Genomic DNA, 22368 nt, shown 5'->3' on the forward strand with positions numbered 1-22368 from the left:
CTCCTCCTGAACTCGCGGAGCTAGAGCCACGCTACCCTCCAGGACCAGGCGACGACATCGGACAATCACCCGAGTGCCCCTGGCGAAAACCCCTGCAACCCCGCCTTCACGGCACCATCCCGCGCATGACGATTGCGCAATCTGGCGCCGCTTCTCATCCCTTTGGCGTAGGCCTCTTACGGCTTTGTCACTTGGAAGCCGGCCGTGATCCGGCTTAATTCTGCGGCATGCGTTTCTTCTTCCATATCGTCGACAAATACGGTCTTTGTCCCGATGGCATCGGATGCGACCATGCCAATCACGACGCAGCCGTTCTGCATGCCCAGCGGATCGCCGCCGAGCTCGCGAAGGCCGGCGAGTTCTTCCGCGCCGGTGTCGTCTTCGTAGCGCGCGCCGCTCTTCCCGGATCGCCGTCAAGCGGTGGCGATGAGGGCCCGGCTGCACCCGCCGCCAAGAATCTGATCAAGCCCTGAAGGCGGCTGGCTAGGCTCCGGCACGGGCCGATTTCCTGCTCTTGCTCCTACAGAGAATCCCTGATGTCCGAAGGTGAGAGGTGCCTCTAGGCTCGTCACCGGGATCGGCCGCCATCGGTGCCGGCTTCGTCCCGGATTTGGAAGGCCGTCCTCATGGCTCCTTCGACCAACGAGGCCAACCAGAAGCTCTCCCGCAACGCCCTCATCGCCCTTGTGATCGGGTCGATGGTCGGCTCCGGCATCTTTGCATTGCCGGCATCGTTCGGACGAGCCACCGGCGCATTCGGAGCGATCATCGCCTGGGCGATCGCAGGCACGGGCATGCTCATGCTGGCGCAGGTGTTCCAATCGCTGTCACAGCGCAAGCCCGACCTTGATGCCGGCATCTACGCTTATGCCAAGGCTGGATTCGGGGAGTATATCGGGTTCGCCTCGGCCGTCGGCTACTGGATCGGCTGCTGTCTTGCCGACGTCGCCTGCCTCATCCTGATCAAGGCGACGCTGGGAATATTCTTCCCGGTGTTCGGCGACGGCTCGACACCGATCGCCATTGCTTCCGCAACCGTGCTCCTGTGGAGCGTGCACGTGCTGGTGTTGCGCGGCATCAAGGGCGCGACCGCGCTCAACACCGTGGCGACCTACGCCAAGGTCATCCCGATATTCCTGTTCATCGTCGTGGCCGCGATCACCCTCGACGGCGATGTGTTCACCGGGAATTTCTGGGGAACGCAAGCGCCGGATGCTTCCGATGTGTTCACCCAGGTCCGCAGCACGATGCTGCTGACGGTATTTGTCTTCGTCGGGATCGAGGGGGCAAGCGTATATTCCCGCTATGCCCAGAACCGCGCCGACATCGGCTTCGCAACTGTCGTCGGCTTTCTGACCGTTCTTTGCCTTCTCGTCCTGGTGACGCTGCTGTCGTATGGCGTGCTGCCGCGACAACAGCTGGCGGGCCTCCCGACGCCGTCGATGGCGGGCGTCATGGAAGCGATGGTTGGTCGCTGGGGCGGCGTGTTCATCAGCGTCGGATTGCTGATCTCGATCCTCGGCAACTATCTTTCATGGTCGCTGCTAGCGGCCGAGGTGCTGCATTCTGCGGCCGTCAATCGCACCATGCCTTCGTTTCTCGCCCGCGTAAACGCGCACGACGTTCCCTCCGGTGCGCTCTGGCTCACCAATTGCGTCATCCAGCTCTTCCTGCTCGTGACCTGGTTTGCCGAATACGCCTTCACGCTCGCCCTGAAGATGACCAGCGCCATGACGCTGGTTCCGTACTTCCTGGTCGCGGCCTATGGCCTGAAACTGGCTTCGCGCGGCGAGACCTACAAGGCCTTCGAGCGGGCGCGCATCGTCGATTGGATCCGCGCGATGATCGCGACGCTTTACGCGATCGGCATGATCTACGCCGGCGGGCCCAAGTTTCTGCTGCTGTCGTCGATTCTGTATGCGCCCGGCACGTTGCTGTTCTTTCTGGCGAAGCGCGAACGCAAGGAAGCGACCTTCACACCGCTTGAGGCCGTTCTGTTTGCAGCGATCGCGATCGCCGCCTGCGCCGGCATCTATGCACTCGCGACCGGAGCCATCTCGATCTGAATTGAGCCACCTCTGATCATTTGGAGGCGAACATGAAAATCACACTCTTCGGCGCCCTGATCCTGATCGGAATGGCGGCGGTGGCCGCACCGCCGACCCTGTCCTTTGCCCAGTCGAACGCGCCTCCCGCATCCGCTGCAACGACGCCCAATACCAGCATGACCCCGACCAAGCACCGGTACTGGCGTCATCGCGGCGGCAAGCATCCGCACTTTGGCAGCCGCCGCGTCCGCAGCCAGGTCCAGACGCCGCAGTAAGACCTGCAGAATCGGTCGACCCATGAACGATGCGAGTCCAGGCGAGAGAGACGACCAAGTCGCACGAGGCGACGAACCGAGCCGCGATGCCGGACCGCGCAGCATGCTGGGGACGGGACTGAGCCTGCTCGCCGCCGGCGTCGCGCTGTTCCTGGTCTGGCAGACGGTCTCCAGCCTGCTGCTCATCTTCGCGGGTGTGCTGTGCGCGGCGTTTCTCGATGCGTCAGCGCGGGCGCTGGCGCCGGTCATCCCGCTCAATCGTGCCTGGCGGCTGACGCTGGTGCTGTTGCTGCTATCGGCCATCGCGGGGTTCGGCCTCGACTGGGGCGCGGGCAAGCTGCCGGAGCAGACGCGGAACTTGATCAAGGTGATGGACACCCAACTCGACATCGTCCAGGCGCAACTGCTGTCGTACGGCGTGGAGCTGCTTGGGCCGGAAGGCGGCCGGAATTTCTCGCAATGGCTTTTCTCCGACCAGGGCAGGTTGATCAGCCATGCCCAGATCGTGCTTGGCGGCGCATCGAGCCTCTTGACCGGCGCTCTCGTGATCCTGTTCCTCGGAATCCTGTTCGCGTTTGATCCGATCAGCCATCGCGACAGCCTGGTCATGCTGATGAAGCGGTCGTATCGCGCGCGGGCGAGCGCCGTCATGGACGAGATGGGCGCCGTCATGCGGCTGTGGTTCGTCGGGCAATTGGTCCGCATCATCCTCATGACGCTGTGCGTGTGGATCGCGCTCTATCTGATCGGGCTGCCAGGTCCGTTCGTGCTGGGATTGCAGGCGGGCCTGTCCAATTTCATCCCGTATCTCGGGCCGATCCTGGCCGCGATTCCGATTGCGCTCGTGGCAATGCCGCTCGGCGCCTCACTGCTGATCTGGGCCATCGTGGTCTACACCATCATCCAGTCGGTGGAAGGCTATGTCATCGGCCCGTTGATCCAGCGCCAGGCTGTCGAAATTCCTCCTGCCTGGACCTTGGTTGCGATCGTCCTGCTGGGCGCGATGTTCGGCTTCATGGGCATCGCGCTCGCCATGCCCGCGGTCGCCGTCGGGCGGGTTGCGATCATCCGGTTCTACGTCGAGGACTGGCTTGAGGATGATCCCAGGCGGACGTTGCAAGAAAAGGTTGAACGCGAAACATTCGTAAGTGGATGACCATGAGCGACGTCGAAGTCGAACGGAACGATGGCACGGAGAGCCCCGCACCGCGTTCGGGGATGGCTCACTTCCTGTGGCAGCAATTGCCCTATGTCGTGGCGCTGGTGCTCGCCATCGCGGGCGTCGCCTATACCAACGTGTCCCACCAGCCTCTTGTCGGCTATTGGGAATTCCTGGCGCTGTCCATCGGCGTCGTCTGCGTCGTCACCAAATGGCCGGAGGCGGAGGGCAAGGAGGCCCAGCTCCGATTGATCTGGACCCAGGCGCTGCATTGGGTTGCCGTCCTGGTCACCATGAACATCATGCTGGTGTCGGGCGTGCAGCAATTGCTTCCCACACCGGCAACCGGCCTCGTCCTGCTGACCTTGCTCGCACTCGGCACGTTTCTGGCGGGCGTCAGCCTTCTGTCGCTGCAAATCTCCTTCCTCGGCCTTGCGATGGGCTTGGCCGTCCCGGCGATATCCTGGCTGAAGCAGTCGGTCTTCTTCTTCCTGCTGGGTGCCGTGCTGCTGATCGGGCTCGGCATCACGTTCTGGCTTCGCCAGGACCGACGGCCAGCGACGAGATCCATCAACAACCACAGGGAGGCTTGAATGCGAACAATGCGGCTCGTTTTCATCGGTGCGTTCGCTTTGATATGCACCGCCTTGCCCGCCCGCGCCGAGGCATTCCGGGTCGGCAGGCTGTTGTGCTTCAGTGAGCCGCGGGTGGGGCTGGTCCTTGGATCGGCGCAAGCGCTGCGCTGCGTGTTCTACGCGCGCAGGACAGGTCAACCCTATATCTATGAGGGACGCATCAGGCGCATCGGTCTCGACCTTGGCGTGACCTCGGCCGGCACCTTGTCCTGGGGCGTCGTCGCCAGGAATTCCCGGATCGGCCCCGCCACCTTGCGCGGGAACTATGTGGGAGCGAGCGGCGCCATCGCTCTTGGACCGGGCCTCGGAGCCAACGTTCTGATTGGCGGTTCGCGCCGAAGTATCATGTTGCAGCCACTGTCGATCGAGCGATCGATCGGGCTCAATCTCGCGGCCGGCGTCACCAATCTGACATTGGGTCCACGCGGCCGGCGATAGTGCGCGACAGGGGGTGACGACGGTTGGATTTCCCGCTTCCCTGCTCAGGGTTTCGTCGGATGCCGAGGCTGCGGGGGCGAAGTTACCATGCCAGGCAGATGATCGCGGTCCAGGAGGATGGCATGACGGTCTACGACAGCCGGTCCGGCATCGAAGCGCTGGGTCCTCCGCCACTGTGGGTCTGCGTTCTCCTCGGCATCGTGATGATCGGCGCCGGCGTCGCGGTGCTTGCCGACGTGGTGCTCGCGACTGTCATCAGCGTGAAGCTGATCGGGCTGGCGGCGATTGCGGCGGGTGCGTTCGAGATCGTCCATGCCTTCTGGACCAGGGGGTGGGGCGGCTTCCTGTGGCAGATCCTGCTCGGTGCACTCTATGTCGCCCTCGGACTCGTGCTTCTGACTCAGCCGGCTGCGGGCGCCCTGATCCTGACCTATTTCCTCGGCGCCGTGCTGTTCGCATCGGGTGTCATCAGATGCGTGCTTAGTTTCGCGTATTGGCGGCAGAACGGCTGGATGATGTTGGTCTCCGGTCTCTTCGCAGTCCTTGCCGCGCTGCTCATCCTGTTTGGCTTTCCCACCATCAGCGCCTGGGCGCTCGGCTTCCTGCTGGGCGTCGATCTGATCTCGCACGGCCTCGCCTGGCTGCTCTACGCGCTTCACGCTGCGCGAAGCACTGCGTAACAAGAGGAGAAAGATGATGGACACTCCCAACCGTCGAGCTTTCCTCGGCTTTGCCCGGAACGCCGTTGCCGCCGCAGCGATCGGCGCGATTGGGGTTCGTTTCATTGAGGCCGCAGAAGCGATGCCGATGGCTGCCGATCTTGCCAAGGCCGCCGGGCGGTCGGATCTCCTGACCCAGGCGCAGTGGGGACCGGGTCCCGGCTGGGGACCTGGCTGGGGACCTGCTCCCGGCTGGGGCCGCCCGCCGCCGCGCCGGCGCCGTCGCTGGGTTTGCTGGTGGCATCGCGGTCGTCGTCATTGCGGCTGGCGGTGGGTTTAGCAACGCCGCCGCGAAAGTCTCACATCCCGGCGGCGGCAGATTTGTCGCGGAGCTTGTTCGGGTCCCGAGTTCCTATGACGGAGGCAATTGTGCACAACACCAGGCATTGGCTCCTTTCTGCGGCTCTGGTAGCTCTTCTTGTTCTGGCCGTCTGGTACTGCGCGTCGGTGTGGCAAGCCACCTCACCAATGCCGCTTTACCGCAATGTCATCCTTGGAGTTGCTGTCGTCCTGATGTTTGTGATCGGCAGCGGCCTGACGGCCCTGATGTTCTACAGCCGCCGCAAGGGCTACGACGAGCCCGCACGCAGCGATCGGAGGCCGCGGGAGTAACGCGCGGGGCAGGGATCTGAGCCGGCCCGGCTCCCGCGACTGCTCGATCATTGGCGCAAATTCACAAATCTTTGGCCCGGGATGCCGAGACACGGCGTTTCGCAAAGGCTCAACCCATCCTGCGTACTAATGCAGCCGCTGGTGAGGAGGATGAACCCCACTCATCTGCTCCAATCTCAGCTCCAGCCGCTCATTCAGCAGCATCAGCGCTCTGAGCGCGCCGCGCCAATCACCGTCACAAGCTGCAACGATCTCATCGACCGCAAGCTCGTATTGATCAAGAGCAGAGTTGGTGCGTTGGCGTGAGATGCGAACAACATCCAAACAGAAACCTAAGTAGCTCGTGTCACTAAGGGGGCATTTTCCCCGTAATTCACAACAACATACCTTGTTGCGGGGCTTCAACCTTCGCGACCGCGAGGAACGACGGACCGATTGCCACGTTTTCCCGATAGCCCAGGTTCGTGATCCTGGGCGAGAAGGTGCACTTGCCCCAGCTCACCATCCTTTGTGAAGCTGGGGTTTTTTTGCACCCACGACTCCCAGCAGCTGGCCCCCGCTCCGAGCCACCGGTAGTCGACAATTTGACGTTCGCCGGCGCCGCGGTTCGATGGCGCGATCATGCGCGGGTCCAACATTGTCGCCGGCAGCAATGGGACCGAGAGAGTTACGCACGAATTTCTACGACCTCAGGGAAGCGGCGTAAGAGTTCGCAGAGCAGGCTTCTTCGCTGTTTCGATCGGAACAACGTTAGCGGCGAATCTGCGCGAGGACTGTAGCGGTGCCGTCTCTTGCGACCAACCGCTCCTGTTTCGCCTTTCGTCAACCCCAAAAATATTTCACTTTACCGAAATTCGGAAATTGCGTATGTTTTCGCGCCGTCCCGGCTCATCCTTGAGGGGCGATCGTACGTCGTCACTTTCACAAGCTGGGCTTGCGGTGGACGCGGCCAGCGTTGGGCGCGAGAGGTGCGGGCAGGGCGGGTAGTCCCTGTGAGCCCGTAACCGCGCGCGGACGAACGGCGCTGTCAGGTTCGTCTCGCCTGCATGCTTCCGGCAACGTCGACAAGGCCGGACGATCATGCGGCGAACTTAGCTTCGCTCAAAATGCGAAGAGCGCGCGCTGGCCGAGAAGGTTGGCGATGAGACACTTGACCGAACGCGAAAGTCAGCGCGACGTGCCGCCGAGCAGGTGGCAAGCTGATGTTGCCGCTTTCTGCGCCACCTCGAGAATCAGTAAAAAATATTGATACTATTTTGATGCTCGAAAAGCGGGAGGAAGAGAAACTTGCTCCCCATCACCGCGTTTTTCATGCCATCGGGTCCTTCGTCGGCACCGTACAGTTTATCGTCCTGCAATGCATCGCCGTGGTGTGCTGGATTGCCGTGAACGGTTTTTTCCCCGACCATGCCCTTGATTCATCCCCGTTCCTCGCTGAACGCGAGGCAACACGGTCGTTGAGAATATTGCAGAAAATTGCCGGGCGCCTGGGTATTAATGACGAGGACTGCCGGGACGACGAACTGGCGAATGAAACGTCGGTCGACCAGATCGCTCAAGATCTCCAGGAGCGCGAAAACGCCGAAGAGGCCTAGTCTTGTGAAATGACATCACTCTGGGACGCCGGCCCTTACCATGCCTTCATAAATTCGATTTCGCTGCTGTAAGAAGACTAGATTATCGCTTTGGACTTCAGCGCGGCACTTACCGATGCGAAAGATGGGAGCCAGCCGCCTCCCCAGTTCGCTGGCCTGCCCCGCTTCCGTTTTACTGTTCTGAAGAGCCAAAGCCGCGGCTAGATAGAAGTAGGGGAGCTCATTGTTGGGAGCAATCCCGATAGCCATCCGCAAACGGTCCACAGCCTTGTCAAGCCTACCGAGGTGCGGCGTTGATGAGATCGTCTTTGCTGACGGCGCGCTCTCGATTTCGGATCAGGTAGTCAAGCAGATCGAACAAAGCTTGTCGCCCCGCCGAACTTGTCCGTCAGCTCCTGCAAGAAAGCCTCGAACCATTCCTTGGAAACAGGGTGGCCCTCGCCGGTCTGCTTTGGCACGAGGATCTGGATGAGATAGGAGCGGTTCATGACGTCAGCCTCGCACGGCGCGGCGGTTCAAGATCTCGCCGCTCCTAACGTATCCGCCATCTTGGCGCCCCTTACACCGAGCGGCTTGGGTCTTCCGGTCGTGGTGTCGCGCGCGGTCTGGTGCTCCATCTCCGCGTCCAGCTCTGCCCCCAGCAGGATCACGATCGCGGAAATCCAAAGCCAGGTCATGAAGCCAATGACGGCTCCCAAGGACCCGTAGGTCTGGTTGAAGGTGCCGAAGTTCGCCACGTAGAACGAGAACAGGCCCGATGCGGCGAGCCAAAGCAGCGTCGCGGCGGCGCTGCCCCAAGTGATCCATTTCCATTGGGGCGCTTCGCGGCTGGGTCCGAAGCGATAGATGCAGGAGAGGGCAAACGCGAGCGCCACGAAGAGGGCAGGCCAGCGTCCGACGCGGATCAGCAGGTCGGCGTTGTTCGAGAGGCCGACGTACTGCAGCACTACAGGAATGACGACGACTCCGCCGAGCGCCGCGAGAACGAAGACGATGCCGCCGAGCGTGAATCCTAGCGAGATCGCGTTCAGTTTGAAGAAGCCACGCTTCTCCTGCTCGCCGTACACGATATTCAGAGTGTCGAAGAGCGATTTCATCGCGGCATTCGCGCTCCACAACGAGATGACAAGGCCAGTCGAGAACGCCAAGCCGAGGGTTCGGTTGCTCTTCGTCGCGACACGCGTGAGCTGCTCGCGGACGACGTCGACGGCCCCGCCCGGAATGAAGCCGGCGACATCATCGAGGTGCTTCGCGATGGTGCTGGGATCCGCGAAGAGCCCGTAGATGGCGACAAGCGCGGCGATTGCGGGGAATATTGCCAGCAGGGTGTAGTAGGTTATGCCGGCAGCCAAGGCGAGGATTCGGTGGTCGCCGATGTTGCCGTAGACGCGCCAGAGGATATCCTTCCATCCTCTTGCCGGGATGTCGGCGGGCGAGGTGGCATTGCGTCCGCGATCTCCGCCTTCGGTCGCCGTTTCCGCAGGCGTGGCGTCCCGTTCAGCTTCTCCGTCCTCAGGGAACTTGCCGCCCTCGTCGGAGTGGACGACATGCTCGGGCGGAACGATGCGGTCCCACACCAGCGCGACCGCCATCAGCCCGAGCGCCGCAGCGACGCTCCATTTGCCTTCCGACGTTTCTGTTCGAGCCATTGAATTCCTCCGCGCAATTCAATTGCGCGTCGGAGATTGCGTTCCTGGTAACGACGGCGAGCGGTGCGTTCCCTACCTCTTGGGTGGATCACCGCGGAGGGCGTCCCGCCGCCTGTAGCGAGTTCGGCTGAAAGCACCCGCGCGGCGAAACTATTTGGTCTTGCCGAAGTTTTTCCGTCAGGTTGCGCCATGGAAAATTCAGTCGATCTGGATCACCGCCACACCCTTGCGATCGTTCAGGAGATCGGAGACCGCCTTCGTTCGAACGTCGTGCCGGATCCGCAGCTGCCGGGTTTTCTGGAATCGTTGATCGAGCGTCTGCGGGATCTCGACAGGCCGAGGGAAAACGAGCCCTAGCTGGGACGGATAGCCCGTGCACCAGCAGCAATCGGCGCCCGCCCTTTGCTACGGGTGAAATTCGCCGGCGAAACGCCGCAACGTGAGTTCCGATTAATTGCCGAAACTCCCCGTGGGCCCAGGACCTAAATCGCGGCCCCGATCAACCCTTGAGTTGAGTTTACGCTGCTCGACCGAAATCCCGGACGAAACTTCCACATCTTCCCGGAGTTGGAGAAGTTGTTCAACCCCGCCCAGACTGTCCCGGGTGGTGCGCCCGCCGCCCTTCGGATGTCTGGATGCTCGACCTTTGGTACAAGAACGCCGTTATCTACAGCCTCAACGTGGCGACCTACAAGGACGGCAACGGAGACGGCATCGGCGATTTCAAGGGGCTCGCGGAGCAGCTTGATCATATCGCGCAGCTCGGCGCGAACTGCTTGTGGCTGCTGCCCTTCTATCCAAGTCCCGGCCTCGATCACGGCTATGATGTCACGGATTACTACAATGTAGCCCCGGCCCACGGCTCCCTCGGAGACTTCGTCGAATTCAGCCATCAAGCAAGATTGCGCGGAATGAGGCTGATCGTCGACCTTCCGATCAACCATACGTCGGACCGGCATCCCTGGTTTCAGCAGGCCCGCTGCGATCCTTCATCCCCCTACCGCGATTATTACGTGTGGTCGGATACAGAGCCGGAAAACAGCACCGAAGGGGTGGTCTTTCCCGGGTTTCAGCTAAGCGTCTGGACTTACGATCTCTGCGCACGAGCCTGGTACTATCACCGCTTCTACCAGCACCAGCCTGATCTCAACATCGCCTGCCCAGCCGTCCGGGAGGAAATCTTCAAGATACTCGGCTTTTGGCTCGAACTCGGCGTCTCCGGATTCCGCATCGACGCCGCCCCGTTCGTCGTGGAGGAGGTCCGGCCCGATCGTCCGGCGACGCGGCGATATGAATTCTTTGCCGATTTGCGTAATTTCCTCTCCTGGCGAAAAGGGGATGCAGTCCTTTTGGCTGAGGCTAATGTTCCGCCCTCCGAGTTCAACCATTACTTCGGTGACGGATCGCGGATCCACTTGATGTTCGCTTTCCTGCTGAACCAGCACCTATTCCTCGCACTTGCGCGCGAGAGTGCGGAGCCGCTTCAGCGCTGCCTGTCGGCGCTGCCCCGGCTGCCGCAGTTCGCGCAATGGGCTCAGTTCCTGCGCAACCACGACGAGCTGGACTTGGGGCGCCTGACGCCGGAAGAGCGCGAGGAAGTCTACGCGGCATTCGCGCCGACGCGCAAAATGCAACTATACGGGCGCGGGATTCGCCGACGGCTTGCGTCTATGTTCGAAAATGATCGCCGGCGCATCGAGCTCGCATTTAGTCTGATGTTCAGCCTTCCCGGCACCCCGGTCATCTATTATGGGGACGAGCTGGGCATGGGTGACGATCTCTCGCTGCCGGAGCGCTGGCCCGTGCGGACGTGCATGCAATGGACCGACGCCAAAGATGCCGGCTTCTCGGCGCCGCCAGCAGCTCGGTTGCTTCATCATATCATCTATGACGGCGATTATGCCCCCGCCAAGGTGAATGCGGCCGCGCAACAGCGTGACCCGGATTCGCTGTTCAACTGGCTACGGCGTCTGGTTGAGATGCGTCAGTCCTGCCCGGAAATCGGTTGGGGCGAGTTGACAATCCCCCGCAGCGATTGCCCGTCCGTCCTGGTCGAGCACTTTGTCTGGCAGGGCAAAGCTGTATTCGTGCTGCACAACCTGTCGCAGGAGAAATGCAGCACCGCCGTTGCCGAGCTGCCGGCTGGACGGAAGCTGATCGATCTATTCGGCAACAGGATCTATCAGTCGAAAGCCGGAACGGATGCCGCTATCGAGATTGATGGTTACGGATACCGCTGGTTTAGGATCGAGTAGCCGTCATGCTCAACGCGGAATGGCAGCGCGGCAAGAACAAGGGACAGTAGGCCGAGCCGGCTCTTCTTGGACAACTTCAATGAGAATAGCCCAGATTGCCCCGCTCGCAGAGAGCGTGCCCCCTAAACTCTACGGCGGCACTGAGCGAGTCGTCGCCTGGCTGGTCGACGAGCTCGTCGAGCTCGGACACGAGGTGACGCTGTTTGCCAGCGGAGATTCAAAGACGCGCGGCATGCTGCATCCGGTATGGCCACGCGCGCTGCGGCTCGGACGGTCTCGCACAGATCCTAATGCGGCACTCGCCGTTCTGTTGGAAGCGGTATCGCGCCGGGCTAAGGAGTTCGACATTGTCCATGCCCACATCGACTGGCTGCATCTGCCGACGCTCACCAGGTCGGGCATCCCCTTCGTGACGACCTTGCACGGACGGTTGGATCTGCCCGACTTGCCGGCCGTCGTCAGGGAGTTTCCTAGAGCGTGCTTCGTTTCCATATCCGATCACCAGCGCGGACCATTGGCCGACGCCAACTGGTGCGGCACGATCTACCACGGCCTGCCGGCGGGCCAATTTCTTCCGTCTTTTAAGCCCGGCAAGTACTTGGCGTTTCTCGGACGGCTGACGGCCGAAAAGGGGCCCGAGGAAGCAATTCGCATTGCCCGGGCAGTTGGGATGCCCATCCGCATCGCGGCGAAAGTCCCGCGAGCAGAAACCGGCTATTTTCGGGAGCATATCGAGCCCCATGTCGACAAGCAGCAGGTCGAGCTGGTCGGGGAGGTGAATGACACGACTAAGCAGCCCTTCCTTGCAGAGGCTGCCGCGTTGCTCTTCCCCATCCGTTGGCCCGAACCGTTCGGCTTGGTCATGATCGAGGCGATGGCGTGCGGCACACCCGTCATCGCCTACCGATCCGGGTCAGTCCCCGAGGTCATCGACGAAGGGATCACCGGCTTCATCGTCGACGACGAGAGTCAAGCGATTGAGGCGGTCCGAAGAGTTTCGAGCATCGATCGGCGGCACGTCAGAGCAAGGTTTGAGGAGCGCTTTACCGCGAGGAGGATGGCTGAGGATTACGTGCGCCACTACCGTCGAATCCTTCGAGGCTGCTAGTTCGGCCCCGCTGCAAAAGAAGGCGTGAATTCAGGGCCGCTGGCGGGTGGCAATTCGGCGCGGCGGCTCGCCTCGCACCAGCTGTGAACGAGCGAACCAAGGCAATCCGGGAAGCCGGCGACTCTCGGCTATGTCACGACCGTCGTTTAGCGGGATAGGCGGTAGTTTCCAGTCTCGATGAGCCAGGCCAACGGTTGTCCCGCACGACGGTCCAACCCTGGGACCGCCGCCCGGAATTGCTGCAGCGGCGAGGGGAACGGGCCCTGCCCACGGTTTTCAACTCCATGAACAGGCTCTATCCACTCGTTGTGCAGCACTCGCTACCAGTCGTCCTAAGTTACGCGATCTCAGCTTGCATCATGATCGTGTGCGCCGTCCTGCAGATCGCGCTCCAAATGCAGACGGGCGCGCCAGGATATTTTCTGCTGCTGCCCGGCGTGCTTCTACTGGCCTGATCCTCGATCGAGGGATATTGGGGCTACGCCGCAGGCGCTGGTCTGAGTACTTCGTCGCCGACCCGTGTCTGCAGCCGTCGTTTCTCCGGTGTCACGCATCGAAACTTATTTCGGCAAAGTTCCAGCCGTGCGGGAAGCGGCGTGTTGCGACGCCAGCATACAGGGTTTCATCACGGACAGTCCGATTTCAGCGTCTCTCCGCGTCGGGTAACTGATCCTTTCGTCCACGCGGTTCGAAGGAGCTAGGCCGGTCGCTTCGCTTACCCGGCACTTATGCGTGAGAGGGTCTCGAACGACTATGTATTCCCCGTCAATCTCAGTAGCCGACGCGCCGCTTACCGCCAAGCTCACATGCGCGCAAAGGATCGCAATAAGCAGACGAACCACAAGCGCCTCCTTTGCTCGACTCACACCAACAACGAGAAAGCAGGACGTTGGTTTCGTAACCTGCAGGTCTCAGAACTCTGGCGCGCGGTTCTTATTTGGCCGAATAGGCATCACCCTACTCTGAGAGCGCCTTCCACTTCGAGCAAAATGTTTAACGGGAGCGCGGCATAGCCTGTCTTGCAATTCCCTGAGATCAATGAATGCGTCGGCCTGCCTGCGTAAATCATCAGCGATCATCGGCGGCTGACATGCAAGGGAAGATACGACCGTGACGCGCACTCCTCGGCGCTGAAGCGATGCAACAAGGGAACGGAAATCGCTGTCTCCCGAAAGCAGGATGACCTCGTCAAGATGCTTGGCGAGTTGCGCAGCAGCGACGGCAAGTTCGACTGCCAACTTGCCTCGTACTTTGCGATGACGACTGCTGTCGGTGAACTCCTTGGCTTCCTTGGTCACTACAGTGAAGCCGTTATAGTCTAGCCAATCGACAAGCGGACGAACTGAGGAGAACTCCTGGTCGTGGAAGATAGTGTAGTAGAATGCCCGCACAAGCGTGCCAAAGGTTTGGAAATGAGCCAGAAGGCGCTTGAAGTCGATATCGACGCCGAGCGCTCTGGCTGTTGCGTGCAGATTCGGCCCGTCTACGAAAATGGCAAGCTTGTTGAAGGTCTCTGATGGCATGGGCGCAGGCCGCGGTCATGGATCGCGGTGAGCGATCCCATGGGTTGAAGCTGAACGAACTTGGAATTCAACCACGATGCGCCGATACTCTGCTGCCGCGCTGCAAAGCTTCTCTTGAGCTCGAATTTGGCGGCGGACTGGAACATGTGATGCGAAGTTGTTCAGGAAGCGGGTTGGAATAACCTAACGTTGTGAAATTGAGAATGTTCCCTCAGATCGTATTGAATGTCTTCCCGAAAGGGAGCCAAGGATTGGCTGTGAACCACATGCGGGGCGCTGATCCGCAGGTCGATCTTTCTAATCCCCATAATGCTCTTTGCGTCCCATTAACCGCCTTGCAGCTTTCGCGGGAACGGACGCACAAATCACAGCTTCCCTCCGAACAGACATCCTGTTGGAAGCGTCCTTTCAAAGACGCCCCGAGTCCATGGAGGTGCATATGCGAACGAAGTTTTTCTATGCGGTCACGGTCTGCGTTGCATTGTCCGCAGCAGTATCAATTGTGCATGCCCAAGTCGGCGCCGGTGTGGGCGCCGGGGTTGGCGGCGTCGGCGGTGTAGGTGCTGGTGCGGGAGTAGGTAGCGGTGGCGTCGGTGCTGGAGTGGGTGCGGGTGTTGGTGGGATCGGCGCGGGCGCTGGCGCCGGAGTTGGCAGTGATGGCGCGGGTGTAGGTGGTGGTGCCGGACTTGGTGGTGTCGGCGCAGCGGCAGGCGCCGGAGTAGGTACTGCTGGCGTTGGAGCTGGAGCAGGTGCTGGCGTCGGCGGCGTGGGAGCTGGCGGAGGGTTGGGAATTGGCGGAGGCGGAGCTGGAGTAGGAACTGGCGCAGGCGTTGCCGGACTGAGTGGTGGCACGGGAGCGGGTCTCGGTACTGGCGGCGCAAGTAACGTTGGCCATAGCGTCGGCGGACTTGGAACAGTTGGAATAGGCCCCGGAGCCTCAGGAACTCCTGGCCCGGCAAACAACGGTTTCGCCAATGGGAGCAGTAACTCCGGTTTGGCTGGGCTGAACTCTGCCAATGTCGGTGCGGCCATCGCCTCTTTGGAGCCCGCTGAACAGCAGAGATTGGTCCGTCGTTGTGCAACAGTCCTCAAACGCCCGCATCATTATGATCGCGAAACGCGCGCTGTTTGCCATGTACTGGCCGCGAGGTAGCTGACGACGCCCGCTCGTCAGGGCGCGATACCCGAACGTTTTTGGAAAGGTCGAGCAAGCTGCCCGCCGTACCAACGGCGGGCGCCGCTCAATGTTGGGAGGGCGCGCTTCCGTCTCCGGCGAAGCTGCCACGCCGTCGCGCTGAGAACGATAGGCGTTGCTCGGCATTTCAAAGTCGCAGAGCCACGTACTAGTCCCCGAATGCGTGCTCGGATCGTAGCTTCAGTTCGATCTTATTGAGCCGCCTCACAAATTCTGGAGTCATGAACCTGCGGCTGCGGCTCCCGACGACAGCGTGCCAGCTTAGTCTGTCCGGCACGACAGCCAGCGTGAAACCTCTTGGCACGTGGCCGGTCTCCCCAAGTGACTTCAGGATAAGCCAACTCAGTTGATGGCCGGGAAGCCTCACATCTAGGCGCGACGGCTTGTTGCTTTCAGAGCTACTTGGACCAGCCTTCGATGATGATAACCTTGCCCGAGGTCCTGCCTGAGATTTTCGCTTGCGCGGACCGTCGCTTCTTTTTTTGCCATTTGCTGCGGGAGATCAATTCGAACGGATTTGGCGATCCGGTCGGCAAGACTAAAATATGATTCCGCCGTTCAAATAGACGTTTGGAATGGCCTGAGCTGTGGATGGTGCGTCCAGAAGGGTGAGCTTCCTGAGACGAAACTTGCGAGTTGCCAACGGATGCATTTCGCGTAAGAAGTCGTCCGCACGATAAATGGCTGAAGATTGATCATGACAGTTCCGAGCTGCGCGGCTTGCAACATCGAAATGATGTTGATTGAAGTAGATCCTCTAGCAGCCCGGCAGGAGCGTCGGACCTATGAGTGTCCGGCTTGCAAAACGCGGTTAGCTCGCACAGAGCGCGGTGATCCGACGATGTTTCCAAGAGCGCTCACCACCCAGCCCGCCCAGGAGACGCGCCTGCTCAACAATCTTGGCGAAAGTCGGAAGGACGGATGAGATAACTCTCGCTGTGGCCGCAGAACTCGCACACGTAGCGACGTTCTTCCAACGCATTGCTATGAGGCTCAATAAGGACGAGCCGCATTTTTGAGGCTTTACATTTCAAACACGAAATTTCGACTGCATCGAAGCGCGAGCACGATGGTGCAGGTCGCGACTCTTCTTCCATGCTCCTTCGCCCCCGAGAAGCTTAGATCACCTCGGTAGACTAATCGATGATTCTGCTTGCTGAAAAGGGCGATTCCAGATTTTTGTTTTAATGAAGGCACGCTGTCAGCCGGTTTGAGTTCTTGAAACTGCATCTTCAGGTCTAGAGCGATGGTGTAGACCGGCTGCGCTCCCTTGAGCACCTAAGATGAGCCTTGATCATGCTAACGTTGTAAGTGGAAGGAAGCATGCCGAGCGGCTGGTTTCAAACTTAGAGGCTACACAAAAGCTGCTGGAAGACTTTTGTCACCAGGTGCGCTCTAAGGTGAACGCCTCTCTTCTCTGACGAATTCGGTCGGAGGCGAGCCCGGCGCATTGATCCCGATCAGCGCAAGCTGCCGAACCGAGAGAGTGGCCGTTGCGAACGTAATTTCAGTTTCGCAGCTATGGAGTGTTCCCATATTGAACGACTTCCGGGCCGCCGTTGGCGGCCCTTCCGCTGGTCCACCACGCTCCAGCAGCAGCAACGCTCCAGTGCCGCTTGCCACTCTAGCGTGTTTAACCTGCTTAAATGATAAGCGCACAACATTTGTTGTATGGTGTCTTACACTGGCAACGATCTCGGGCGTCGTTGTGAGGCAGACGAGCGCTCCCGCCTGTCATCGAAGACACGCAAGGCATGGAAACACCAGAGGGCGCGAAGCCGAAGCAAAAGATCGCCTGCGCGGATCATGGGGCAGATACGATAAGCATATATCTACGTCTGCAAGACACTGAGCTGGGTGGAACGGCCGTCGTCTATCGTTGTACCGAATGCAAGCGGCTCATTTGGGATGATTAGCCATGGCGAACAAAGAATTGCCGGAGAAGCCGGTCGCCAGCCCGAAACCGCTGTCCATCGATGAGTTGCGACAGATGGTCCGCGAGGACATCGAAGAGCAGCGGAAAATCGCAGACAGCTTCCGCCGCAAGATGAACTAAGGCCCCCAGTTGCGGGGAACAAAACCGCCGGACCCAAATTCATGTTTTTCGGACATCGCGCCTCGACACAGTGAGACCGCAGCAAAAGGCCTCAGCTCTCGCCAGCCCCGGAGCTGAGGCCTTTTTATAGCTGTATGTACATTTGCTCCCGATATTTTCTCAGCTTGAAGACGGCGATCCCTTGTTGAGAAGCTGAGACACCGCGGTGACCAGTTGGGCGGGAGCGAAGGGCTTCTGTAGCAGGATGCTTCCCGGCACGCCTTCAGCCGGCCAATCGTCAGCCGCTGCGCCAGTCATGTAGACGACGGCGAGATCAGGATCGGCTTGGCGGGCGTTTCGCGCGACCTCCCACCCACTCATTCGGCCTTTGAGGTTGATGTCGGTCACTAGCGCCCTGTACGTTGTGACGCCGCTGTGGAGCACTGTTACTGCCTCCTCGCCGGAGGCGCAGGTCATGAAGTCAAAGCCGCCCTCTGACAATGCATCCTTGACCACGCCCTGAAGCAGTTCGTCATCCTCGACGACAAGCACTATCGGCATTTGCTCCATGAATTGCAGTTCTCCCCACCGCAGTTGGCTTGGCCGGACGACGCGGAGACGGGATCATGGTTCCTAACAAATGTTAGGAAATGCGCACAATTTACAAGACCTGAGCCGCATGCTCACCCTCCGCCGCATCGGCGATCCCGACGACGACACCGTGCTCGAAGGCTGGCAAACCCATTGTCCGCATGCCCATGAATCCGAGAGAACTGCTGAAGGCACGTACGCCTCCGGTGGAGGCCGCCTTCCCGGATCGGGTACGGGCGTGAGATGGTTTGCGCATTAATTCGCAAGCAAATGAGCAAACGTGACGACGGTTACGGTTCTGTCCGGTCCTGAGCGGCGACGGCGGTGGACGAGTGCCGAGAAGCTTCGGATCGTGGAGGAGAGTCTGGCTCCTGGGGCGAGTGTTGTCGAAGTTGCTCGACGACATGACGTTCACCGCAATTTGGTTACGGCTTGGCGGCGGCAGGCGCGGACCGGCGTCCTCGCTTGCGGGCCCGAGCCGATGCAGCGGCAGGACGATGAGGTCCGTTTTGCGGCAGTCTCCATGGCGCCAGACCGGCAACCGTTGACGGCGCCCTCGGGAAGTTGCGGTGCGATCGAGATTGAGTTCGCTGCCGGCGCTCGGATGCGGATCACCGGTGCGGTTGACGCGGCGACGCTAAGCGCAGTCGTGGCGGCGCTGACTGATGGACGGCCGCGATGATCCCGTTGCCGGCCGGCGTGCGGGTATGGCTTGCGACCGGCCATACCGACATGCGGAAGGGCTTTCCGTCGCTGGCGTTGCAGGTTCAGGAGATCTTGCATCGCGACCCGCTGGGCGGCCACCTGTTTTGCTTTCGCGGTCGCCGTGGCAACCTGCTGAAGGTGATCTGGCATGACGGCCAGGGCGCCTGCCTGTTCACAAAACGCCTTGAGCGCGGCCGCTTCATCTGGCCGAGCCCGACCGAGGGTGTGGTGACGATCTCGTCGGCGCAGCTCGGTTATCTCTTGTCCGGAATCGACTGGCGGCACCCACAGGAGACGTGGCGACCGACGTCGGTCGGATGAGGCTTTGAGCTTGCGGATCGTGATGGATGTGATTCCATCAACATCGTGACCACATCTGAATCGCTCCCCACCGATCTGGCCGCCGCGCATGCGATGATCCTCGCGGAGCGCGCCGCGCGCCTGGAAGCGGAAGCGGTTGCGGCGAGCGCCAAAGCAGAAGCTGCCGACGCGAAGGCGGCCGAGGCCCTGATCAGTTACCTCAAGCTCGAGATCGAGAAGCTGCGTCGCCAGATTTACGGCAGCCGCTCGGAGCGCAAGGCACGGCTCTTGGAGCAGATGGAGCTCGAGCTCGAAGAGTTGGAAGCAACCGCAACCGAAGACGAGCTGGCGGCCGAGAGGGCGGCGGCCAAGACACAGACGGTACAATCCTTCCAGCGCAAGCGTCCGTCGCGCAAACCGTTCCCCGAACATTTACCGCGCGAGCGGGTCGTGATCGCCGCACCGCAGAGCTGCCCTTGCTGTGGCTCATCGAAGCTATCAAAGCTGGGCGAAGACATTACCGAGACGCTGGAGGTCGTTCCCCGGCAGTGGAAGGTGATCCAGACGGTGCGCGAGAAGTTCTCGTGCCGGGACTGCGAGACGATCACCCAGCCGCCAGCCCCCTTCCACGTGACGCCGCGCGGCTTTGCCGGGCCGAACCTGCTGGCCATGATCCTGTTCGAGAAGTTCGGCCAGCATCAGCCCTTGAATCGGCAGAGCGAGCGCTACGCCCGGGAGGGCATCGATCTGAGTCTGTCGACACTGGCTGACCAGGTCGGCGCCTGTGCGGTGGCCCTGCAGCCGCTTTATCGGCTGATCGAGCATCACGTCCTCTCCGCCGAGCGACTGCATGGCGATGACACCACGGTGCCGATCCTGGCCAAGGGCCAGACGGTCAAGGGACATATCTGGACCTACGTTCGCGACGATCGGCCGTTTGGCGGACGGGCGCCGCCGGCCGCGCTCTATTACGCCTCGCGCGACCGGCGGCAGGAGCATCCCACACGGCATCTCCAAAGCTTCTCCGGCATCCTGCAGGCCGACGCCTATAGCGGCTACAACGAGCTGTATGACGCCTCGCGCGCGCAGGGGCCGATCACGTCCGCACTCTGTTGGGCCCACGCCAGGCGCCAGTTCTTCGAGCTGGCGGACATCGCGGCCAATGCGAGGCGCGACAAGAATGCCGCAGCGATCTCGCCGATTGCCCTGGAGGCGGTCAAGCGCTTCGATGCGCTGTTCGATATTGAGCGCAGCATCAACGGCCAAAGCGCCGAAGAGCGTCTGCGCATGCGCAAGGAGCAAAGCGCTCCGCCTTTGACGGCATTGGAAGCATGGCTCCGCGAGCAGCGTGCCCGGCTGTCAAACTCGTCCGCAGTCGCCAAGCCAATCGACTACATGCTGCGCCGCTGGGACCGGTTTGCTCGCTTCATCGATGATGGGCGGATCTGCCTGACAAACAATGCGGCGGAGCGCGCGCTGCGCGGCTTTGCCCTCGGCCGCAAGTCATGGCTCTTCGCCGGCTCCGAACGTGGTGCCGACCGCGCCGCCACCATGGCGACGCTAATCATGACGGCAAAGCTCAATGACGTCGATCCGCAAGCCTGGCTGGCGGACGTCTTGGCCCGCATCGCCAGCACCCCTCAAGGTCAGCTCAATGAGCTGCTGCCTTGGGATTGGAACAGAACCCCCGTTCAGTCTGCGGCCTGATCGGGCCACCGCGCCACGCGATCATCCCGCGGCCCTCACCGGACGGTTACGAAGGCACTGCGCCGGAACCTTTATCATTGACTGGTGTGTCGCGGACGCCGCCACCAATGAACCCGGCGCCGGTTTGAGGATCGACGCCGGGGTCAAAGGTTTTCAGAAAGGTCGTCCGGGTGTGCGAAGCCAAATGCCTTAATCTATGGTTAACGGTCGGTTAAGGCCGCTCACAAAACACTGCACAAAAGGACACAGGAAAATTGCAATCGCCTTAAAAGCGTAGCGGCACATTATACTTCCGGCAAATTGCATTGGTGGTTTCTTCCATGAGCAATGTTGTGCCATTTCCGAAATCCGCTTCTAAGCACGCGGTCGAGACCGCTCACCATATTCGCCGCGCGATAATTCTGCTCGATCTCTCACTGCAGCACGCCCGTGCGCTGATCGAGGACTGCCCTCCAAGCGACAATAAACACAAACTGGGGCATCAGCTCCAAGAGGCGCGAATGCTACTCGATATGCTGCGAGTTTCGGCGGAGACGATGTTTCCCAACATCGAGCGGCAATACGATTGATGCTGGTGAAGCGTTTTCTCAGAGGCTGCAATTGCCAAGTGCCTCGACCACGCCGTGACCAAGGACGACGGTGAGACCGTGCCACAGGCGACTGGTGTCTATAATCAGTCCAAGCGCATACAGCACAAGCGCGCCGTGCGCCACCTTGGACACGCCGAGCCCGGTACCCTGACGCCGAGCCCGAAGGACGAGCTAGAGGCGGCTCATGGAGTGCGCCAAATGCTCACCCTCTCCGTCGCTGAGGCGCGGTATCAAGGTTCACTCGCTCGCGCGAAGTCTGCCCCATCCAACGGATCACCCGTGAAGATGACGCCGATCCGATTGCCACTCGACCAGACTAAAAGGCAATGTCTAACAATACGATCCTTTTCCAACATCAGCTTGAAGTCGGGCATCATCTGTTGCTTCGTCGGAAGCTCAATCGCCGCTCCTTTTTCCGAGATGTTGAACGCGCGGCAACGTAAGCTGGCGCCGTCACCCGAAATGTAAGCGACTTCGTCGACATTCGTGCGCTCTATCTCTCGACGCTCCTTCATGCCCCCCTCATGCGTCCATCGACGGCTCCTGGCTCGCAACTTCCTCCAAGAGACGGAACTGCCGTGCGATCTGCAGAGCCAAGTCTGAGCGGTCCTTCGCGATGGCCTTCCCATGGTCGAGGACCTCGTGTCCATCACGCTCCAGGACATCGGCCAGCGCTACTTGGTCCTCGATATATCGTTGCCTATTTGCGATTTCGCGAGCCAAGTGCGTTAGCTCACAATCGATTTTTGAGGTCATTGCAATCTTTTGCCCGGTGGCTTTGCCGGTGAAAGCCAGAAGACCTAGCAGAAGCGACCTATAAAATCGTTTACGACGGGTCACCCCCGCTGTGGCAGCGAACGGTCTGGTCAGCATCCCGCAGCGTCCACAGCCAGTGCCCCTCCGGGGCATGATCGGATCATCGAACGGGCGTCCAGCAGCGTGCTCCGGCAAAAGATGGCGCAAGAGCAGAAGAATTCTGAAGGTGAGCGATGAGATCAAGTTGGTCGTTCAGCGACGAGCTTATTACGTTCGGAGCTTGCGGTCCACAAATGAGGTGGTGAGCGAAATCGAGTAGATAGGTCCCTACATTTCATGTGCGACCTCCGCAGCATCACCACTAGTAACGATCCGCTCAATTAAGATCAGTCTCATCCCTTAATGCCGCAGCTTACGGGAGGCGGCAGTGCACATTTCTGTATGCAACTCTGACGGCGCGCGATCTCGTGATG

The 22368-nt window shown here is 60.6% G+C and carries 25 protein-coding genes; 17 read left to right on the forward strand and 8 right to left on the reverse strand.

Translation table 11 applies throughout. The features are described 5' to 3' along the window. The first annotated feature begins 227 nt into the window (after positions 1-227). The 9 genes from ACNJX9_RS13195 (at position 228) to ACNJX9_RS13235 (ending at position 5886) form a co-directional block, all read left to right on the forward strand. On the forward strand, positions 228-473 hold the full coding sequence (locus ACNJX9_RS13195; protein ID WP_439409155.1) for a DUF6894 family protein: 246 nt from the start codon (positions 228-230) through the stop codon (positions 471-473). Positions 474-626: 153 nt separating this feature from the next. Then, a complete protein-coding gene (locus ACNJX9_RS13200) occupies positions 627-2066 on the forward strand; it encodes a basic amino acid/polyamine antiporter (RefSeq protein ID WP_439409156.1) in 1440 nt (479 codons plus the stop codon). Between the two features lie 32 nt (positions 2067-2098). Next, on the forward strand, positions 2099-2323 hold the full coding sequence (locus ACNJX9_RS13205; protein ID WP_057751028.1) for a hypothetical protein: 225 nt from the start codon (positions 2099-2101) through the stop codon (positions 2321-2323). Between the two features lie 103 nt (positions 2324-2426). Next, positions 2427-3479, forward strand: a complete 1053-nt coding sequence (locus ACNJX9_RS13210; RefSeq protein WP_439409157.1) for an AI-2E family transporter — start codon at positions 2427-2429, stop codon at positions 3477-3479. A gap of 2 nt (positions 3480-3481) precedes the next feature. After that, on the forward strand, positions 3482-4075 hold the full coding sequence (locus ACNJX9_RS13215) for a hypothetical protein (protein ID WP_057751022.1): 594 nt from the start codon (positions 3482-3484) through the stop codon (positions 4073-4075). Next, a complete protein-coding gene (locus tag ACNJX9_RS13220; protein WP_439409158.1) occupies positions 4076-4555 on the forward strand; it encodes a DUF992 domain-containing protein in 480 nt (159 codons plus the stop codon). Between the two features lie 122 nt (positions 4556-4677). Continuing rightward, the gene (locus tag ACNJX9_RS13225) at positions 4678-5235 is read left to right on the forward strand and encodes an HdeD family acid-resistance protein (RefSeq protein ID WP_439409159.1); all 558 of its coding nucleotides are present in this window, start codon (positions 4678-4680) and stop codon (positions 5233-5235) included. Positions 5236-5248: 13 nt separating this feature from the next. After that, complete coding sequence (locus ACNJX9_RS13230) at positions 5249-5554, forward strand: twin-arginine translocation signal domain-containing protein (RefSeq protein ID WP_439409160.1); 306 nt, start codon at positions 5249-5251, stop codon at positions 5552-5554. A gap of 74 nt (positions 5555-5628) precedes the next feature. After that, positions 5629-5886 carry a hypothetical protein gene (locus ACNJX9_RS13235; RefSeq protein WP_439409161.1) on the forward strand — a complete coding sequence of 86 codons (258 nt, stop codon included), beginning with the start codon at positions 5629-5631 and terminating at the stop codon, positions 5884-5886. Between the two features lie 126 nt (positions 5887-6012). Here the strand turns inward: ACNJX9_RS13235 and ACNJX9_RS13240 are convergent, their stop codons facing one another. Beyond that, a complete protein-coding gene (locus ACNJX9_RS13240) occupies positions 6013-6210 on the reverse strand; it encodes a hypothetical protein (protein ID WP_439409162.1) in 198 nt (65 codons plus the stop codon). An 878-nt stretch (positions 6211-7088) separates the two neighbouring features. On the opposite strand from ACNJX9_RS13240, the gene ACNJX9_RS13245 reads away from it, so the two are divergent. Then, entirely contained in the window at positions 7089-7481 is a 393-nt protein-coding gene (locus tag ACNJX9_RS13245) for a hypothetical protein (protein ID WP_439409163.1), read from the forward strand. Positions 7482-7825: 344 nt separating this feature from the next. On the opposite strand, the gene ACNJX9_RS13250 is transcribed toward ACNJX9_RS13245, so the two are convergent. Next, positions 7826-7969 carry a hypothetical protein gene (locus ACNJX9_RS13250; protein WP_271617563.1) on the reverse strand — a complete coding sequence of 48 codons (144 nt, stop codon included), beginning with the start codon at positions 7967-7969 and terminating at the stop codon, positions 7826-7828. 27 nt (positions 7970-7996) lie between these two features. Continuing rightward, positions 7997-9073, reverse strand: coding sequence for a YihY/virulence factor BrkB family protein (locus ACNJX9_RS13255; RefSeq protein ID WP_439409164.1), 1077 nt, complete (start codon positions 9071-9073; stop codon positions 7997-7999). Positions 9074-9765: 692 nt separating this feature from the next. On the opposite strand from ACNJX9_RS13255, the gene ACNJX9_RS13260 reads away from it, so the two are divergent. After that, the gene (locus ACNJX9_RS13260) at positions 9766-11385 is read left to right on the forward strand and encodes an alpha-amylase family protein (protein ID WP_439409165.1); all 1620 of its coding nucleotides are present in this window, start codon (positions 9766-9768) and stop codon (positions 11383-11385) included. 79 nt (positions 11386-11464) lie between these two features. Continuing rightward, a complete protein-coding gene (locus ACNJX9_RS13265) occupies positions 11465-12493 on the forward strand; it encodes a glycosyltransferase family 4 protein (protein ID WP_439409166.1) in 1029 nt (342 codons plus the stop codon). 911 nt (positions 12494-13404) lie between these two features. Here ACNJX9_RS13265 and ACNJX9_RS13270 read toward each other — a convergent pair. Next, positions 13405-14016, reverse strand: coding sequence for a LabA-like NYN domain-containing protein (locus tag ACNJX9_RS13270; RefSeq protein WP_439409167.1), 612 nt, complete (start codon positions 14014-14016; stop codon positions 13405-13407). A 496-nt stretch (positions 14017-14512) separates the two neighbouring features. Further along, on the reverse strand, positions 14513-14911 hold the full coding sequence (locus tag ACNJX9_RS13275) for a hypothetical protein (protein ID WP_439409168.1): 399 nt from the start codon (positions 14909-14911) through the stop codon (positions 14513-14515). A 2218-nt stretch (positions 14912-17129) separates the two neighbouring features. On the opposite strand from ACNJX9_RS13275, the gene ACNJX9_RS13280 reads away from it, so the two are divergent. Next, entirely contained in the window at positions 17130-17267 is a 138-nt protein-coding gene (locus tag ACNJX9_RS13280; protein ID WP_271617557.1) for a hypothetical protein, read from the forward strand. Between the two features lie 159 nt (positions 17268-17426). Here ACNJX9_RS13280 and ACNJX9_RS13285 read toward each other — a convergent pair whose 3' ends face one another. Continuing rightward, complete coding sequence (locus ACNJX9_RS13285) at positions 17427-17816, reverse strand: response regulator (protein WP_271617556.1); 390 nt, start codon at positions 17814-17816, stop codon at positions 17427-17429. A gap of 301 nt (positions 17817-18117) precedes the next feature. Between ACNJX9_RS13285 and tnpA the strand changes: the two genes are divergently transcribed. The 4 genes from tnpA to ACNJX9_RS13305 all read left to right on the forward strand — a co-directional run bounded on the left by tnpA (position 18118) and on the right by ACNJX9_RS13305 (position 21118). Continuing rightward, positions 18118-18519 carry an IS66-like element accessory protein TnpA gene (gene tnpA / locus ACNJX9_RS13290; protein ID WP_439404878.1) on the forward strand — a complete coding sequence of 134 codons (402 nt, stop codon included), beginning with the start codon at positions 18118-18120 and terminating at the stop codon, positions 18517-18519. Beyond that, positions 18516-18863 (forward strand): IS66 family insertion sequence element accessory protein TnpB, encoded by a 348-nt coding sequence (gene tnpB, locus ACNJX9_RS13295; protein ID WP_057745396.1) that lies wholly within the window; start codon positions 18516-18518, stop codon positions 18861-18863. The genes tnpA and tnpB overlap by 4 nt, the downstream gene beginning before the upstream one ends. A 93-nt stretch (positions 18864-18956) precedes the next feature. Further along, positions 18957-20549 (forward strand): IS66 family transposase, encoded by a 1593-nt coding sequence (gene tnpC / locus ACNJX9_RS13300; protein WP_057745442.1) that lies wholly within the window; start codon positions 18957-18959, stop codon positions 20547-20549. Positions 20550-20869: 320 nt separating this feature from the next. Further along, positions 20870-21118: a hypothetical protein gene (locus ACNJX9_RS13305; RefSeq protein WP_439409169.1), complete on the forward strand. Its 249-nt coding sequence runs from the start codon at positions 20870-20872 to the stop codon at positions 21116-21118. Between the two features lie 251 nt (positions 21119-21369). Here the strand turns inward: ACNJX9_RS13305 and ACNJX9_RS13310 are convergent, their stop codons facing one another. Together ACNJX9_RS13310 and ACNJX9_RS13315 are read right to left on the reverse strand one after the other, a co-directional pair. Continuing rightward, positions 21370-21654 carry a PilZ domain-containing protein gene (locus tag ACNJX9_RS13310; protein WP_439409170.1) on the reverse strand — a complete coding sequence of 95 codons (285 nt, stop codon included), beginning with the start codon at positions 21652-21654 and terminating at the stop codon, positions 21370-21372. Between the two features lie 7 nt (positions 21655-21661). Next, positions 21662-22012, reverse strand: a complete 351-nt coding sequence (locus tag ACNJX9_RS13315) for a hypothetical protein (protein ID WP_439409171.1) — start codon at positions 22010-22012, stop codon at positions 21662-21664. Positions 22013-22368: the final 356 nt, after the last annotated feature.

This window comes from Bradyrhizobium sp. BLXBL-03 (genome assembly GCF_051853015.1).
GTDB lineage: Bacteria > Pseudomonadota > Alphaproteobacteria > Rhizobiales > Xanthobacteraceae > Bradyrhizobium > Bradyrhizobium manausense.